General features: G+C 35.3%; 1 protein-coding gene. It reads left to right on the forward strand.

Features of this window, described 5'->3' with window-relative positions; all coding sequences use genetic code 11:
- On the forward strand, positions 1 to 272 hold a 272-nt coding region (locus tag SB689_RS23150), incomplete at both ends, for an outer membrane beta-barrel protein (protein WP_410694403.1).

Consider the following 272-nt stretch of genomic DNA (forward strand, 5'->3'; position numbering starts at 1 on the left):
GAGACCAATAGTGTGATCTATCATTTTACCAATATTGAAAAGGGAAAGGCTTTCGGATTAAGCTTATATAAAAACTTTCAGGTGAAGCCTTGGTGGAATATCATTCTGTCTGAAAATCTGGAGCACAATGAAAACTATTTCAAGGGCGTTGATGGAATGCTGTACAAGAATAAGGTTTGGAACTGGGAATCTAATATTTCTACAAGCTTCACCTTGGATAAAAATAATGACTGGAAAATGGAAATGGGACATCGTTATTATTCTCCATCAAT

Source organism: Chryseobacterium sp. SIMBA_038 (genome assembly GCF_046535115.1).
Lineage (GTDB): Bacteria > Bacteroidota > Bacteroidia > Flavobacteriales > Weeksellaceae > Chryseobacterium.